Source organism: uncultured Roseovarius sp. (assembly GCF_913054395.1).
GTDB lineage: Bacteria > Pseudomonadota > Alphaproteobacteria > Rhodobacterales > Rhodobacteraceae > Roseovarius.
Genome location: NZ_CAJXIP010000007.1, coordinates 36498 through 50997, shown reverse-complemented (window position 1 = coordinate 50997; position 14500 = coordinate 36498). Strand labels below are relative to the sequence as shown.

13 protein-coding genes are annotated in these 14500 nt (G+C 59.4%); 9 read left to right on the top strand and 4 right to left on the bottom strand.

Features of this window, described 5'->3' with window-relative positions; translation table 11 throughout:
* Positions 1-96 precede the first annotated feature (96 nt).
* The 3 genes from dnaA to QZ522_RS01925 form a co-directional block, all read right to left on the bottom strand.
* Positions 97-1467, bottom strand: coding sequence for a chromosomal replication initiator protein DnaA (dnaA, locus tag QZ522_RS01935; RefSeq protein ID WP_294606881.1), 1371 nt, complete (start codon positions 1465-1467; stop codon positions 97-99).
* Positions 1468-1953: 486 nt separating this feature from the next.
* Complete coding sequence (gene rpsT, locus QZ522_RS01930) at positions 1954-2217, bottom strand: 30S ribosomal protein S20 (RefSeq protein ID WP_294606879.1); 264 nt, start codon at positions 2215-2217, stop codon at positions 1954-1956.
* A gap of 181 nt (positions 2218-2398) precedes the next feature.
* On the bottom strand, positions 2399-3217 hold the full coding sequence (locus QZ522_RS01925; RefSeq protein ID WP_294606877.1) for a sulfotransferase family protein: 819 nt from the start codon (positions 3215-3217) through the stop codon (positions 2399-2401).
* Between the two features lie 151 nt (positions 3218-3368).
* Here QZ522_RS01925 and QZ522_RS01920 point away from each other — a divergent pair, with 151 nt between their 5' ends.
* From QZ522_RS01920 to QZ522_RS01910, 3 genes are all read left to right on the top strand, one after another.
* The gene (locus QZ522_RS01920) at positions 3369-4946 is read left to right on the top strand and encodes a DUF5928 domain-containing protein (RefSeq protein ID WP_294606875.1); all 1578 of its coding nucleotides are present in this window, start codon (positions 3369-3371) and stop codon (positions 4944-4946) included.
* A gap of 8 nt (positions 4947-4954) precedes the next feature.
* Complete coding sequence (locus QZ522_RS01915) at positions 4955-5341, top strand: HIT domain-containing protein (protein ID WP_294606873.1); 387 nt, start codon at positions 4955-4957, stop codon at positions 5339-5341.
* Between the two features lie 77 nt (positions 5342-5418).
* Positions 5419-6213, top strand: a complete 795-nt coding sequence (locus QZ522_RS01910) for an ion transporter (protein WP_294606871.1) — start codon at positions 5419-5421, stop codon at positions 6211-6213.
* Between the two features lie 16 nt (positions 6214-6229).
* Here QZ522_RS01910 and QZ522_RS01905 read toward each other — a convergent pair whose 3' ends face one another.
* Positions 6230-7123, bottom strand: coding sequence for a GlxA family transcriptional regulator (locus QZ522_RS01905; RefSeq protein WP_294606869.1), 894 nt, complete (start codon positions 7121-7123; stop codon positions 6230-6232).
* Between the two features lie 161 nt (positions 7124-7284).
* Between QZ522_RS01905 and QZ522_RS01900 the strand changes: the two genes are divergently transcribed.
* The 6 genes from QZ522_RS01900 to QZ522_RS01875 all read left to right on the top strand — a co-directional run bounded on the left by QZ522_RS01900 (position 7285) and on the right by QZ522_RS01875 (position 14489).
* Complete coding sequence (locus QZ522_RS01900) at positions 7285-8535, top strand: sarcosine oxidase subunit beta family protein (RefSeq protein WP_294606867.1); 1251 nt, start codon at positions 7285-7287, stop codon at positions 8533-8535.
* A 70-nt stretch (positions 8536-8605) separates the two neighbouring features.
* On the top strand, positions 8606-8893 hold the full coding sequence (locus QZ522_RS01895) for a sarcosine oxidase subunit delta (protein WP_294606865.1): 288 nt from the start codon (positions 8606-8608) through the stop codon (positions 8891-8893).
* A complete protein-coding gene (locus QZ522_RS01890; RefSeq protein WP_294606863.1) occupies positions 8890-11838 on the top strand; it encodes a sarcosine oxidase subunit alpha family protein in 2949 nt (982 codons plus the stop codon). The genes QZ522_RS01895 and QZ522_RS01890 overlap by 4 nt, the downstream gene beginning before the upstream one ends.
* On the top strand, positions 11831-12397 hold the full coding sequence (locus QZ522_RS01885; protein WP_294606862.1) for a sarcosine oxidase subunit gamma: 567 nt from the start codon (positions 11831-11833) through the stop codon (positions 12395-12397). Before QZ522_RS01890 ends, QZ522_RS01885 begins: the two co-directional genes overlap by 8 nt.
* 45 nt (positions 12398-12442) lie before the next feature.
* Positions 12443-13435, top strand: a complete 993-nt coding sequence (locus QZ522_RS01880; RefSeq protein WP_294606860.1) for a helix-turn-helix domain-containing protein — start codon at positions 12443-12445, stop codon at positions 13433-13435.
* Between the two features lie 205 nt (positions 13436-13640).
* Positions 13641-14489: a fatty acid desaturase gene (locus tag QZ522_RS01875; protein ID WP_294606858.1), complete on the top strand. Its 849-nt coding sequence runs from the start codon at positions 13641-13643 to the stop codon at positions 14487-14489.
* Positions 14490-14500: the final 11 nt, after the last annotated feature.

Sequence of the window (14500 nt, the reverse complement as noted above, 5' to 3'; positions counted from 1 at the left end):
TGATTTATTGCGTTTTCGGCTGTATTTGAGGCAGCGTCAAGGTCAGAGCCGCCCGATGGGGCAGGTCTGACCGTCAGGTGCGGATAAGTCTGGCGCTTAACCCTCGAGGGTGCGACGCAAAAGCTCAAGATCCTCGGCGATCTGGGCATCCTGAATACGCAGTTCCTCGATCCGCTTTACACCATGCATCACGGTGGTGTGGTCACGTCCGCCAAACCGGCGGCCGATTTCGGGCAAAGAGCGGCTGGTCATCTGTTTGCAAAGGAACATCGCCACCTGACGCGGCCGCGCAAAACTGCGCAGGCGTTTGGGGCCGATCATGTCGCTCAGCCGGATGTTATAGTGATCCGAGACCTTGCGCTGAATCTCTTCGACCGAGACCTTGCGTTCGGAGGCGCGTAGCACATCGGCAAGGCAATCCTGGGTCAGCTCAAGCGTGATCGGCTGACCGACAAGCGAGGCAAAGGCAAACAGCCGGGTCATCGCGCCTTCCAGAACGCGCACATTGGTGCTGATGCGATGGGCAAGGAATTCCAGCACGCCGTCGGCCATGTTCAGGTCGGGATATTGTTCGCGGTGACGCTCGACCTTGGACTGAAGGATGCCAAGGCGCAATTCGTAATCGGTCGGGTGCAGGTCAACCACCAAGCCGCATTGCAGGCGCGACTTGATCCGTTCTTCCAGATTGGCGATTTCGCCGGGGGCGCGGTCGGCGGAAATCACGATCTGCTTGTTCTGATCGACCAGCGCGTTGAAGGTGTGGAAAAACTCTTCCTGGGTGCTGTCCTTGCCCGCGATGAACTGAACGTCATCAACCATCAGCACATCAACCGAGCGGAACATTTCCTTGAAATCCATCATCTTGCGGTCGCGCAGCGCCTGCACGAAGCGATACATGAACTGTTCGGCCGACAGGTAGACGACATTCAGGTCTGGACGGGTGGTCTGAAGCTCCCAAGCGATGGCGTGCATCAGGTGGGTTTTGCCAAGGCCGACACCACCGTAAAGGAACAGCGGGTTGAACGTTGTCGGCCCGCCTTCGGCAACGCGGCGCGCGGCGGCATTGGCAAGTTCGTTGGGTTTGCCGACAACAAAGGTGTCAAAAGTAAAGCGCTCATCCAGCGGCGCGGTCGGCACCATGCTGTCGCCCGCCGGCATGCCGTTCGCGCTGCCTGTGGCCGGCTGCGACTGGCGTGCCGGTGCCCGAGTGGGGCGTTCGGCGGTGTTGGCTGCCACCTGAAAGTGAATGCGTCGGACGTCGGGGACGACCGAATTCATCTGATAGAGGATAAGATCGCCGAAGTGTTGCGAGACATAGTTGCCAAGAAAGCTGGTGGGGACCTGAAATGTCGCCACACCATCCGCGAGTTCGGAAAACTCCAGCGGTTCAATCCAGTTCTTGAAATTGCTCTGCCCGACTGATTGCTGAAGCTTCTGCTTCAACTGGCCCCATTGATCTTGTGTCATGCTTCCCCGTTTCGCGACTATTGATCATCCAAATACCAGCCTGACATGGTCAGGCCGCCTTGGTCTGCGACCAGGATCGGGTTTTGAAAAAAAGACATGTTGCCCGATGACCAAAATCAACGGCTGTCAAATCTTTAACACAAAGCCAAATACATTTCAGTAAGCCATAACTAAGGTGTCGCGGCCCGTCCCAAAAACCGCGCACTTTGAGTGCCTTATAAAATGCATACGCAATGGACATAAGCAGAGTACAGCATACAACGGCTTTTGTTTCTCAAAAGCATACGAGTGCTGACTTAGCCTGTCCCCCCAAGCGTGAATCGCCTGCTGAAGCTAGCAAAGTCGCAAGCGCGCGGGCAACTGATCTTCGCGCTTGACAGGGGCTTTGACTGAAAAGAATCTATCGGGCCTGTTTTGGAGGAGGAAAAACAAAAAGGCACCGATCGGACCGGTGCCTTTTGCATTCAATAACTTAGCTGGGTTGGCTTAGGCGATTGCCTTGACCCGTGCAGCAAGGCGCGAAATTTTGCGCGAAGCGGTATTTTTGTGGAACACGCCTTTGGTGACGCCACGCATCAGCTCGGGCTGAGCCGCGCGCAGAGCGGCAGTTGCCGCTTCCTTATCGCCGGATGCGATGGCTTCTTCTACTTTGCGCAGAAAGGTGCGGATGCGCGAGCGACGCGCCTTGTTGACGGCAAAACGGGTTTCGTTCTGACGTGCGCGTTTTTTGGATTGGGGCGTATTAGCCATGTGAATCAGACCCTTACTTTGGTTTGGTATGTGTTATGTGACGCGCAACGATACCAGACCGGGCCCCCGATCTCCGGGGTCATGATTCTTGCCTGAGCGGGCATCACGCGCATGTATGGGGCGGCATATACGCCAGTTCGGTGCAAATGCAAAGCCCCTTATGAAATCACCGGTCTATCGGTCAAACGCCCAGCTTTGCATGCACTTCCGCAAGGTCGATTTCGCCGGTCGGCATTTTGTTGGCAGGATTCTCGAAGTCATATTTGAACAGCTCGAAATCGCGCTTGTAGATTTCATAGACCAGATGCATCGACAGATCGTCGAAATAGTCCTCTACCGGATGGGCGCGCTTTGGACCGTGCCCCTCGGATTCATTGAACCGCGGCATTTTCTTGAGATCGACCTTTTCCGGGCTGTTGATCGCGTCAAGCACCTCTTGCATCCCGTCATTGAATTTCTCGGTCCAGAAAATCTTGTCATAGGTGCCGCCGTTCACGATGAATGTCGACACGTGGCCCGACATGGCCGACCAGTGAATGTCGGGCTCCATCGGGCGTTTCCAGCGGATGGTGTCGCGCGCGAACAAAAGAAAGCGACGAAAGCTTTTGATTTGGTCAAAGTCCTGTTTGCCGTCATCGCCGCCAACCTCGATCCCGTATTTCTGGACAAGGGTCGGCACAAGCTTGCCGCGATAGCGCCTGCCGTTGCGCTGAATGCCGCAGATCTTGTCGAAAAAGCTCGACAGGATGCGGGTGTAGGGATTTCTCACGCAGGTGAAGGCATAAGAGGTGTGCGTCCTGGCATTCGCATTGATCAGTTTCTGGCTGTCCTCACGGGCCCATTTATGCAGGCCGTCGGTCGCGTCATGAATGTCGCCGTCAAAAAATTTGCCATGATCCGAATAATAAAGAACCTGACCGATCGTCGAGCAGGCGCATTTCGGAACCACGCGATAAACCACGCTTTCACTCTCGGTCATCCAGGTGCCTGGGAACCCCATATTTACTGCCTCCGCACACTGCTGCCTGTTTTTTGCAGCTTTGAATTATGTCTACCCGGTTCAAAAAACCAAAGAAAGTCTGTTTATTCGGACCTTCTTCACGGCTATTGCTATAAACAGTCCAGGAAATCAGGGTTAAATCGTTTCTGTAATGGCAAAAATCGCCTTTATCCTTCTATGCCATAAAGACCCCGAGGCGATTATTCGTCAGGCGCAGATGCTTACGGCGGCGGGCGACTATATGGCGGTTCATTTCGATGCCCGCGCCAAGCCCGAGTATTTCGAGCGGATCAAAACCGAATTGGCCGACAATCCGAATGTGACCTTCGCCAAAAAGCGGATCAAGTGCGGTTGGGGCGAGTGGTCGCTTGTGCAGGCGACGCTTTACGCTGTCGAGGCCGCAGTCCAAGCCTTTCCGCGCGCCACGCATTTCTACATGCTGTCGGGGGATTGCGCGCCGATCAAATCCGCCAGCTTTGCGCATGAGTTTCTGGATTCCGCGGATGTCGATTACATCGAAAGCTTTGATTACTTCGACAGTGACTGGATCAAGACCGGGATGAAGGAAGAGCGGCTTATTTACCGCCACTTCTTTAATGAACGGACCCAGCCCAAAAGGTTCTATGCCTCTTACAACCTGCAAACCAGGCTTGGCCTGACCCGCGAGATCCCGCGCGACATCCAGGTTCAGATCGGAAGCCAGTGGTGGTGTCTGCGCCGCCGCACGATTGAATGGATTCTTGATTTCACGCGCAAGCGGCGCGACGTGATGCGCTTCTTTCGCACGACCTGGATTCCCGACGAGACGTTTTTTCAAACGCTGGTGCCCCATCTGGTGCCCGAAAATGAGATCAGCACCCGGACCCTGACGTTCCTGATGTTCACCGATTACGGCATGCCGGTGACCTTTTATAACGATCACTACGATCTTTTGCTGGGTCAGGATTACCTGTTTGCCCGCAAGATCAGCCCTGAGGCGCTGGAACTCAAGCGACGTCTTGGCATGCTTTATGCCAATGACAGCGCCCGCTTCCAGATTTCCGACGAGGGGCGCAGTCTCTTCAAGTTTCTTTCGGCGCGAGGCCGTGATGGGCGCCGCTTTGCAAGCCGTTTCTGGGAAACCGAAAGCAGCCTCGGCCGCGAGCGCGAATTGATGATCGTGGTCTGCAAGAAATGGCATGTGGCCAAGCGTCTGCTGGACCGGATTCGCCAGGTCACGAACCTGCCCGCGATCGAGTACCTGTTTAACGAAGAGAGCACGGCCCTGCCTGATCTGGGGGGCATTCAGGCCACCTTGGCCAAACGCACGCGCCATCGCCGTGCCCTGATGCGGATGCTGTTTGATTATTACGAAACCGACCGCCTTATCGTGTGCATGGACCCCGGCAGCATTGATCTGTTGCAGGATTTCTGCGGGGACCGCGCGACCACCAGACTTTTGGAGGTACAATGCGATTTTAGCGATGAATACCTTATCGGTCATGCCATGCGCGTCGGCCTTACCGGCGAACAGACGCCCGAGGATACGCTTGCGCGGCTGTTACCGACCATCCGGGGCGACATGACCTATGAAAGCGACAGTATCCGGGATGCAGGTTTTGAAAACCATCTGATCCTGCGTCAATCCGACGAGCGCGATCAGCATGCCGATCTTCTGGTGCGCTTCCTTGATATCTCGCGCGAAAAGGCGCATGAAATCACCCGACAAGACCATCTTTTTGCAGACTGAGGACCACCATGCCCTATGCCTATGACGAGCAGAACATTTTCGCCAAGATTCTGCGCGGTGAAATCCCCAATAAGACCGTTCTGGAAACCGGGCATAGCCTGGCGTTCTATGACATCGAGCCGCAGGCGCCGGTGCATGTGCTGGTGATCCCCAAGGGGCCCTATGTCTGTCACGATCATTTCGCCCTTGCCGCGACAGATGCCGAAATCGTCGATTTCACCCGAACGGTGGGCGAGGTTTGCCGCCTGACCGGCGTGCAGCCGGGCGAGGGCGGCGATGGCTTTCGCAGCATAAGCAACGCGGGCGAGAATGGCGTGCAGGAGGTGCCGCATTACCATCTGCATATTCTCGGCGGTCGTCCGCTTGGCCGGATGCTTGCGCGCGCCAAGGACTAGAGGTTCGCGGCTTGCAGCTTTGCCGGTGTGCGCCCATATGAAGCGCAAATATTCAGGCAGGACATATAGGCAGGCCCATGATTTCTCGCACCCACGTCGGCAGCTTCCTCGATAAATCCACTGTTCAGAACGCCATTCTCGGGGTGATCCTGTTCAACGCCCTCATTCTGGGAATGGAAACCTCGGCCCCGGTCATGGATCGGGCCGGTGATCTCATCACCCTTTTGGATCAGCTTTGCCTTGCGGTCTTCGTGGTTGAAATCGCGGCCAAGCTTTTTGCACGCGGTGTGACCGGGTTTTTCTCTCGCGGCTGGAACATCTTTGATTTCGTGATCGTCGGCATCTCTCTGGTGCCCGCCACGCAAGGTCTTTCGGTGCTGCGCGCGCTGCGCATCCTGCGGCTTTTGCGGGTGGTTTCGGTTGCGCCGTCCTTGCGCCGGGTGGTCGAAGGGCTGGTCAATGCCCTGCCGGGAATGGGGTCGGTTTTCCTGCTGATGGGGATGCTGTTTTACATCGGTTCGGTCATGGCGACCAAGCTTTTCGGCGCACATTTCCCCGAGTGGTTTGGCGATCTGGGGCGCTCTGCCTATTCGCTGTTTCAGATCATGACGCTTGAATCCTGGTCGATGGGCATCGTACGCCCGGTGATGGAGGTGTTCCCCTATGCTTGGGCGTTTTTCGTGCCTTTCATCATGGTCACGACCTTTGCCGTGGTGAACCTTCTGGTCGGTCTGATCGTGAATTCAATGCAGGATGCGCACCATGCTGAGGATGTCGAAAGGACCGACAGTCATCGCGACGAGGTCGTCGGGCGGCTCGCCAGAATCGAGGCGCTGCTTCAGGCGGATCAAACCAGGCGGCGGCCAGACTAGGGTCTGATTCAGCACTTTACGCTTGGCGATAGCGCGAGGGTGCCTGTCCGAATTGCGCGGTATAGGCCCGCGAGAAATGCGAGGAACTGGCAAAGCCGGTGGCAAGTGCGATCTCGGTCAGCGACAGGCCCGAATTGCGCAGCAGGTTCTGCGCCCGCTCCAGCCGCAATTCGCGGTAATAGCCCATGGTCGTGGTGCCAAGCTTGTCCTGAAACAGCCGGTTGAGTTGCCGCGCCGACAGTCGCGCCTGTTTTGCAAGCTGATCAAGGCGCAGGGGATCGGCGATATTGCCCTCCATCGCCTCGACCGCGTCCAGAATGGCCGGAGCATGAGTGCCGACCCTCTCGACAAGCCCCGATCGCTGTGGCCCGGTGGGCGGGCGGATCTCGGTATGCATGAACCAGTCGCTGACGTGACGGGCGAAATCGGTGCCATGATGCTGGGCAATCAACGCATGCATAAGGTCCATCGGCGCGGTGCCCCCGGCACAGGTCATCCGGTCGCGGTCGATCACGTAAAGCGTGCGCTCGATCGCAAGCTGCGGCGAAATTTCGGCCAGGGCCGTGGCATATTCCCAATGCACCGTCATACGCCGCCCAGCCATTAGCCCGGCGCGCGCCAGGATGATCGGCCCGCCCGATACCCCGCCAAGGACAACCCCGGCGCGTGCCTGTCGCGTGAGCCATGCGGTGATTGGCCGGGCAGGATAAAGGGCCGGATCGCCCCCGGCGACTACAAACAGGTAATCAAGGCGAAGATCATCCCCCAGCCCCGCCTGCGGCGTTATCTCGGCGGCCCCGGAACTTGCGACCGGTCTGGCCGTGGCGGCGATGTTGATCACCTCGTACAACCTGCGCCCGGCCAAAAGGTTGGCGGCGCGCCAGGGTTCTGTCGTGGCGGCATAGGACATAAGCGCAAAGCCTTCTATCGGCAGGATGCCGATTCTCAGGGGCTAGGCCGGGTTTCGTGTAATCTTGTCCATATTTGGTACGTATGTGACTTTTTCAGGCAAGTCTATCCTTGGTTAAAACGCGATGCTGGATCAGAGACACCAACAGGATGCATCGCCTCATGCGCTACTCTGCCTTGAAAATCCTCCGCGAGGGGCTGACCGGGAACAAAGGCTGGAAACCGGTTTGGCGCGAGCCTGACCCGAAACCGGAATATGACATCGTGATCATCGGTGGCGGCGGTCATGGTCTGGCAACGGCCTATTACCTCGCCCGAGAATTCGGGATGCGCAACATCGCGGTTCTCGAAAAGGGCTGGATCGGCTCGGGCAATATCGGGCGCAACACCACGATCATCCGCTCGAATTACATGCTGCCGGGCAATGAACCGTTTTATGAAATGTCGCTCAAGCTCTGGGAGGGGCTTGAACAGGATTTCAACTATAATGCCATGGTCAGCCAGCGGTCGATCCTGAACCTGTTTCACACCGATGCACAGCGTGATGCCTTCGTGCGCCGCGCCAACGCGATGTTCCTGGCCGGTGCCGATGCCGAGCTTGCAACCACCGAACAGCTTCGCGCCGAATTGCCGTTCCTCGATTATGAAAACGCGCGCTTCCCGATCAAGGGCGGGTTGTTTCAGCGGCGGGGCGGCACGGTGCGCCACGATGCAGTGGCCTGGGGCTATGCGCGCGGTGCGGATGAACGCGGCGTGGATATCATCCAGAACTGCGAGGTGACCGGCTTTGACATCGAAAACGGCAAATGCCGCGGTGTTCAAACCTCGCGCGGTGCGATCCGTGCGCGCAAGGTCGCGGTCTGTGTCGCCGGCTCGTCGGGCCGGGTGATGGCGCAGGCGGGCATGCGCCTGCCGATCGAAAGCCATGTTCTCCAGGCGTTCGTGACCGAAGGCCTCAAACCGGTCCTGCCCGGCGTGATCACCTTCGGGGCGGGCCATTTCTACGTTAGTCAGTCCGACAAGGGCGGGCTCGTGTTTGGCGGCGATATCGACGGCTATAATTCCTATGCGCAACGCGGCAACCTGCCCGTGGTCGAGGACGTCGCCGAGGGCGGCATGGCGATCATGCCGATGATCGGGCGCGCCCGCCTGCTGCGAAGCTGGGGCGGCATCATGGATATGTCGATGGATGGCTCTCCCTTCATCGACAAAACCGATATCGACGGCCTCTATTTCAACGGCGGCTGGTGCTATGGCGGGTTCAAGGCAACGCCGGCAAGCGGCATGTGCTATGCGCATCTGCTGGCCAAGGACACACCCCACCCGGTGGCCACGCAAATGCGTCTTGACCGGTTCAGGCGCGGCAACCTGATCGACGAAAAAGGTCAGGGCAATCAGCCCAACCTGCATTGAGGCGCGCCCATATGACCTTTCATCTTTCCAAAAATACTCAAGTCCAACCGCTGACAAAGGGCACGGACGCATGATCATCAATCACCCCCTTCTTGGCCCCCGCGATGCCGCCGAATTTGTCTATCTCGGCGATGCCTCTCTGATTGAGCGCCCCGACTGGCAGGCCGACGATGCCGCCGAGGCGTTCCATGCATACGGCTATCTGCGCGACAACCCGGCGGGCAAACATGCCGAGCTTTGGTATCACGAACAGGGCGACCGCTCGTGGCTCGTGGTGACCCGCGACACCACCACCCATGAGATTACTTCGGTCGAAATGGCCCGCGATGTGGCCCGGGCAAAGGGGCGTAGCAAATGAGCCAGGTCAACCGGATCAGCGGCGGCCAGATCGACCGCGCACAAGAGTTCAAATTCACCTTCAACGGTAAAGCGATGCAGGGCCATCCCGGCGATACGCTGGCCTCGGCGCTTTTGGCCAACGGCCAGCGCCTGGTGGGGCGGTCGTTCAAATACCACCGCCCGCGCGGGATATTCACTGCCGGATCGGAAGAGCCGAACGCGCTTGTCGAGCTTCGAAGCGGTGCGCATCAGGAGCCCAACACACGCGCCACCGTGACCGAGTTGTTCGACGGGCTTCAGGCCAAAAGCCAGAACCATCGCGGATCGCTTGAACACGACCTGATGGCGGTGACGGATTTCATGTCGCCATTCCTCTCGGCGGGGTTTTATTACAAGACCTTCATGTGGCCGCGTGCCTTCTGGGAAAAGCTCTACGAGCCGATCATCCGCAAATCCGCCGGCCTTGGGCGCCTGTCGATGCAGGAAGATCCGGACATCTATGACAAGGGTTATCTGCATTGCGACCTGCTTGTGATCGGCGCCGGTCCCACGGGTCTTGTGGCGGCGCTCACGGCGGGACGTGCCGGGGCGCGGGTCATTCTGGCGGATGAGGATTTCACCCTTGGCGGGCGCCTCAATTCCGAAACGCTTGAAGTTGGCGGCGTGCCCGGTGCCGGTTGGGCCAAAGAGGCGCTGGTTGAACTGGCGGCGATGGACAACGTGCGCCTGATGTCGCGCACCACGGTTTACGGTGCCTATGATCATGGGGTTTACGGCGCGCTTGAGCGTTGCACCGACCACTTGGCAAGCTCGGGCGGCAAGCCCCGGCAAATCCTGTGGCGTGTAACGTCGAAACGTGCGGTTCTGGCGGCGGGGGCGACCGAACGCCCGATTGCCTTTGGCAACAACGACCGCCCCGGCGTGATGCTGGCCGGTTCGGTGCGCTCTTATGCCAACCGCTATGGCGTCACACCGGGCCAGCAGGTTGCGGTGTTTACCAATAACGACGACGGCTGGCGCACGGCCGCCGATCTTGTCGCCAAGGGCGTACATGTGCCCGCGATCATCGACGTGCGCGACGCGCCTGCGGTTTGCGATGTGCCGGGCGCGCGTCACATTCGCAATGCGGGTGTGGTCGATACGATCGGGCGCAAGGGGCTGAAATCGGTTACCCTGACCGATGGTCAGGTGATTCCGGTCGACTGTCTTGCGGTCTCGGGCGGCTGGAACCCAAATGTGCACCTGACCTGTCACCAACGCGGGCGGCCCGCGTGGCGCGACGATATTTCGGCCTTTGTGCCGGGGCGTGATCTTCCGCCGGGGATGGCCGTTGCGGGGGCCGCGAATGGGGCGATGACGCTGGCCGCAGCCATGGCCGAGGGCCAAAGCGTGGCCAATACCCAGATCGAGGCGCTGGGGTACAAACCAAGCAAAGCCGACCTGCCCCGCGCCGAGGACGAGCCGCGCGAGTGCGTGCCCTACTGGCATGTGCGCGAAAGCACCAAGCGCGGCTGGCTTGATCTTCAGAACGACGTGACGGTCAAGGACGTCAGGCAATCGCACCGCGAAGGCTTTCGCTCGGTTGAGCATCTCAAGCGCTATACCACGCTTGGCATGGCCACCGATCAGGGCAAGACTGCGAATATCCCGGCGCTGGCGATCATGGCGGAATGCACCGGCAAGACGATCCCGGAAACCGGCACCACGATTTTCCGCCCGCCTTATACGCCGGTGCCGATCGGCGCCCTTGGCGGCCGATCGCGCGGTCGCGATTTCCGGCCCTATCGTCTGACGCCAAGCCATAACTGGGCCAAGGAAAACGGTGCCACCTTTGTCGAGGTCGGCAACTGGCTTCGGGCGCAGTGGTTTGCCCGGCCCGGCGAAAAGGGCTGGCGCGATTCGGTTGATCGCGAGGTTCTGGCGACCCGTAAATCGGTCGGCATCTGCGACGTGACCACGCTTGGCAAGATTGACGTTCAGGGCAAGGACGCGGCCGCATTTCTCAACAAGGTCTATGCCAATGGGTTCGCCAAGCTTGCCGTGGGGCGGGTGCGCTATGGGCTTATGCTGCGCGAGGATGGCATTGCCTATGACGATGGCACCACCGCACGCATGTCGGAAAATCACTTCGTGATGACCACCACCACCGCCAATGCGGTTCTGGTGTTCCGTCGGCTTGAATTCGCGCGCCAGTGCCTCTGGCCGGATATGGATGTGCATCTGATTTCGACCACCGATGGCTGGGCACAGTTTGCCGTGGCCGGTCCCAATGCGCGCAACCTTTTGCGTAAGGTGGTGGACGAGGCGCATGATCTCTCGAACGAGGCGTTTCCGTTCATGGCCTGCGGCGAGGTGACGGTTTGCAATGGCACTCCGGCGCGGCTTTTCCGGATCTCGTTCTCGGGCGAGCTTGCCTATGAGGTGGCGGTGCCCGCGCGTTATGGAAATGCGATGATGGATGTCCTGATGCGGGCCGGGCGCGAATTTGACGCCACGCCCTATGGCACCGAGGCGCTTGGCGTGATGCGCATCGAAAAGGGTCATGCTGCCGGTAACGAACTTAACGGCCAGACCACGGCGCATAATCTTGGCATGGGCAAGATGGTCAGCCAGACCAAGGAATGTATCGGCAATGTCCTGTCGCAACGCCCTGAAATGGTGCGTGAGGATGCCGTGAAACTGGTCGGGTTCCGCCCGGTCGAAAAGGATCGCGGCCTGATTGCCGGGTCGCATTTCATCACTAGGGGCGACAAGGCGATCATGGATAACGATCAGGGCTGGATGTCGTCGGTGGCCTTTTCGCCAAGCCTTGGCCATTCCGTCGGGCTTGGCTTTATCAAGAACGGCGACACACGCATGGGCGAGATCGTGCGCGCCGTAAGTCCGGTTCACGGAACCGAAATGGAGGTCGAGATCGTCTCGGCGCATTTCATTGATCCAGCAGGAGATCGTCTTCGTGCCTGAGTATACCCTTACATCCGCCGCCCCGCTTGCGGGCACCGATATCTCTGTCGCGGGCACCCGCCTTATGGCGCCCGCCGATCTTGCGATCGTGTCGGTCGCCCTGCCACTGGGCGAGGAAAAACCCGCCGGGAAGGCGATCAGGGCGGCCTATGGCGTGGCCTTGCCCGAGGTCGGAAAATCCAGCCTGGCAAAGGATGACAGCCGACTTGTGCGTCTGGGTAGCGATCTTGCCTTTGTGATCTTTGTGCATCCGACGCCTGATGCCGAACGGGTCGTGGCCGCGCGCCTTAAGGGGGCCGCCTATACCACCGATCAGACCGACGTCTGGGTGGCGCTTGATCTTTCGGGGCCGAGTGCACGCCGCGCGCTGGAGCGGATTTGCCCGATTGACCTGCATCCCGATGTCTTTGCGATCGGGGATAGTGCGCGCACGATGATGGAGCATCTGGGTACGCTGATCATCCGCACCGGTGACGACAGTTACCGCCTGCTTTCAGGCAGCTCATCCGCAGGTTCGTTCCTGCATGCGATTGAAACCTCGCTGGCCAATATAACCTGAGTTTTATCCGCCAAGCCGACGGCACGACAGGAAAGGACAATCACCATGTATCTTGATGCCCTCACTTCTGAACGGTCCAACGCTGGAGCGGCGCTACATTCACGGCGCAGCCTGTCGGGCGATTTCCTGTTCGTGTCGCAAGGCCCGGCCATGGCCTTTGCCGCCGAGGCCTGTATCGACGTGCTGCGCTCGGCGAACCGGCTTTTGGGGCGCGAAAGCTATACCTGGGATCATGTCTGCGGTGTCGGCGGGCTTGCCGGGATCGAAGGCTGTGGCCCGGATCAGACCCTGGTGCTTGTGGGCGGGATCGAGTTGGCATGGCGACCGGTGCAGGAGGATATTGTCGCCCTGCGCCGCGCGATCCGCAATGCGGCGCGGGTTTGCCTTGTCGGCTCGGCGGTGTTTGTGCCGCTTGCTGCCGGAGTTCTTGGCGCGCGTCAGCTTGCGGTACATCCCGATTTCCGCCCCGGCGTGCAGGAAACAAGCCGCCGGATCGAATTCAGCGATCAGACCACCTGTCATCACAAGGCGCTGAGCAGCGCCATCAGTCCCGCCGCTGCCGTGCAGATGATGGTCGAGCTTGTCGGGGCACGCGATGGCGAATTCACCCGTACCAGCCTGGCGCGGTATTTGGGGCTGAGCGAGCCGGGCCGTGAGGCGCCGGCAAGCGAGCACCTGCGCTATCACCGGCTTGCGCAGGGGGATGCCACGCTGAATGGCGCGCTTCAGATCATGCTTGAGCATCTCGAGGATACTCTGAGCGTGGGGCAGATCGCCGACCTGCTTGGGGTCAGCGCCCGCAAGCTTGAACGGGGATTTGGCGATTTGTTGCGCCAGACGCCGTTGAATGTCTATCGCGACCTGCGGCTTGACCGGGCGCGCCGGTTGTTGACGCAGACAGCGATGCCGATGAACGAGGTATCGGTGGCCTGCGGCTTTTCCAATGTCTCGTTGATGAAGAAATGGTTTGTCCAGAAATACGGTGAAGCCCCGGAAGCCGTGCGGCGACAGGCCTTTGGTGCATTGCAACCGGCCTGAGCGCGGCGGGGCCTGCCCCTTTGAGGGCGCTCCCACCCGCCCGCCCCGCACCCTCAAAGGGGCTGGAAAGTCGGCCGGGCACGGGGCCTTGCGGTCGGAATGAGTATTTGGCCCAAGAAGAAGCCGGGCTATGGCCTGTGGCCCGGATTTTGCGTAGGCTTTTTGCATGGATCACAAGGGGTTTATTTCAGGGTTGCCGCGGGACATGCGTGCGGCGCTGATGGAGAGGGAAAATGCGGCCGGGCTGTGCCATCTGGCGGGGCATGTGGCGCTTGTGCTGGTCTTCGGGATATGGATCGCGCAGGGCTGGTTTCTTTGGCCGCTCGCGCTTGTCGGGCAGGGAATAGCGATTTGCTTTCTGTTCACGCTGGAGCATGAGGCCACCCATAAGACGCCGTTTCGGTCGGAGCGATTGAACGAATGGGTAGGGCGGATTGCGGGGCTTTTGCTAATTTTGCCGTTCGAGTGGTTTCGCTATTTTCACCTGGCGCATCATCGGTTCACCAATATTCCTGGCAAGGACCCCGAGCTTTTGTCCGGGGCCAGGCCTGAGACGTGCGCGGCTTATGTGATCCATGTTTCGGGGTTACCCTTTTGGGCAAGCATGATCCGGCAGGTTGTCGGCAATGCGATGGGGCGTGATCCGGGCGGCTATGTGCCCGCGCGTGCGTATCGCCGGGTGCGGCGGGAAGCGCGTGTCATGCTGGTATTTTACGGGCTGGCGGGGCTTGGTCTTCTGGTCACGCCGCTTTTGTTTTGGGTCTGGCTTCTGCCGTGCCTGCTTGGGCAGCCGTTTTTGCGGCTGTATCTGTTGGCAGAGCATGGCCGTTGTGCCTTTGTGGCCGATATGTTTGAAAATACCCGCACCACCTATACCAACAGGATTGTCCGGTTCCTGGCCTGGAACATGCCCTATCATGTCGAGCATCACGCCCTGCCGCAGGTGCCGTTTCACAAGCTTCCCGTGCTGCACGAGCAGATGCGGGAGCACCTGAAGGTGACCGCGCATGGCTATGGCGAATTCACCGCCGATTATGCCAGTCACTTGCGCTAAAGGCGCAGCCG

Coding starts and splice junctions, on each gene's coding strand:
- QZ522_RS01890 (WP_294606863.1), top strand. CDS start 8,890: ATGAGCCAGGTCAACCGGATCAGCGGCGGCCAGATCGACCGCGCACAA.
- dnaA (WP_294606881.1), bottom strand. CDS start 1,467: ATGACACAAGATCAATGGGGCCAGTTGAAGCAGAAGCTTCAGCAATCA.
- QZ522_RS01920 (WP_294606875.1), top strand. CDS start 3,369: ATGGCAAAAATCGCCTTTATCCTTCTATGCCATAAAGACCCCGAGGCG.
- QZ522_RS01900 (WP_294606867.1), top strand. CDS start 7,285: ATGCGCTACTCTGCCTTGAAAATCCTCCGCGAGGGGCTGACCGGGAAC.
- QZ522_RS01905 (WP_294606869.1), bottom strand. CDS start 7,123: ATGTCCTATGCCGCCACGACAGAACCCTGGCGCGCCGCCAACCTTTTG.
- QZ522_RS01915 (WP_294606873.1), top strand. CDS start 4,955: ATGCCCTATGCCTATGACGAGCAGAACATTTTCGCCAAGATTCTGCGC.
- rpsT (WP_294606879.1), bottom strand. CDS start 2,217: ATGGCTAATACGCCCCAATCCAAAAAACGCGCACGTCAGAACGAAACC.
- QZ522_RS01910 (WP_294606871.1), top strand. CDS start 5,419: ATGATTTCTCGCACCCACGTCGGCAGCTTCCTCGATAAATCCACTGTT.
- QZ522_RS01875 (WP_294606858.1), top strand. CDS start 13,641: ATGCGTGCGGCGCTGATGGAGAGGGAAAATGCGGCCGGGCTGTGCCAT.
- QZ522_RS01880 (WP_294606860.1), top strand. CDS start 12,443: ATGTATCTTGATGCCCTCACTTCTGAACGGTCCAACGCTGGAGCGGCG.
- QZ522_RS01895 (WP_294606865.1), top strand. CDS start 8,606: ATGATCATCAATCACCCCCTTCTTGGCCCCCGCGATGCCGCCGAATTT.
- QZ522_RS01925 (WP_294606877.1), bottom strand. CDS start 3,217: ATGGGGTTCCCAGGCACCTGGATGACCGAGAGTGAAAGCGTGGTTTAT.